Annotated in this window: 1 protein-coding gene; it reads left to right on the forward strand. The window is 68.0% G+C overall.

Going from position 1 to position 1163, the window contains the following annotated elements:
* Window positions 1-137: 137 nt before the first annotated feature.
* Window positions 138-1163: IS110 family transposase (locus ACFQU4_RS37625; protein WP_377502456.1), on the forward strand; the 1026-nt coding region annotated here is incomplete at its 3' end.

Raw genomic sequence — 1163 nt, forward strand, 5'->3', positions numbered from 1 at the left:
GGGGGGTGTTGTCGCCGGGTCGGGTGGCGTCGAGTGACCGCTGATAGGGACACGGCCCAACGAGGTCTCTTTGTAACGTGGCTGCCGGGACTTGATGCCTGATCGGTGACCGATTGCCGCAGAGAGGAGATGCAGCGTTGGTCAACGAGGAGCCGTTCGCGATCTGGTGCGGACTGGATGTCGGGAAGAGCACTCATCACGCGTGCGCGTTGGACCGCGACGGCGCTCGGGTGTTCGATGCTGAGTTGCCCCAAGATCAACGCCGGCTCGAGTTGCTGTTCGGTCAACTGGCCGAGCACGGTCGGGTACTGGTCGTGGTCGATCAGCCGAACACGATCGGCGCGTTGCCGGTCGCGGTCGCCCGGGCGATGGGGATCGAGGTCGCCTACCTGCCCGGGCTGGCGATGCGCCGGATCGCTGATCTGCACCCGGGCAACGCGAAGACCGATGCCCGCGACGCCTACGTGATCGCTGATGCGGCCCGCACGATGCCGCACACCCTGCGCCGCGTCGATGTCGGCGAGGAGCTGCTCGCCGAGTTGAAAGTCCTGGTCGGGTTCGACGACGACCTGGCCGGCGAAGCGACCCGGTTGACCAACCGGATCCGTGGCCTGCTGACCCAGGTTTTCCCTGCCCTGGAACGCGTCCTCGGCCCGCGACTGCACACCAAGGCCGTGCTGGCGTTGATCATCAACCACGGTGGCCCGATGGGCATGGCCGCCGCAGGTAGAGCCCGGATGATCAAGACCGCCAAGGCCGCAAACCCGCGCGGCGCGACCGACCTGGTCGACGCCGTGATCACGGCCCTGAGCGAACAGACCGTGACCGTTCCCGGCGCTGCGGCCGCCGAACGAGTCCTCCCGCGGCTCGCCACCAGCCTGACCGAGACCCTCGACCAACGAGCCCAGCTCGCTGCCGAGGTGGAACAGGTCCTCGATGCACACCCTCTTGCCCGGGTCCTGACCTCGATGCCCGGCGTCGGAGTCAGGACCGCAGCCAGGATCTTGCTCGAGGTCGGTGACGGCTCCACCTTCCCCACCAGCGGCCACCTCGCCGCCTACGCCGGCCTGGCCCCAGTCACCCGCCGCTCCGGCACCTCGATCAGGGGCGAACACCCAGCCCGGTCGGGCAACAAACACCTCAAACGCGCGTTCTTCCTCTCC

The organism is Microlunatus sp. GCM10028923, from assembly GCF_042666975.1.
GTDB lineage: Bacteria > Actinomycetota > Actinomycetes > Propionibacteriales > Propionibacteriaceae > Microlunatus.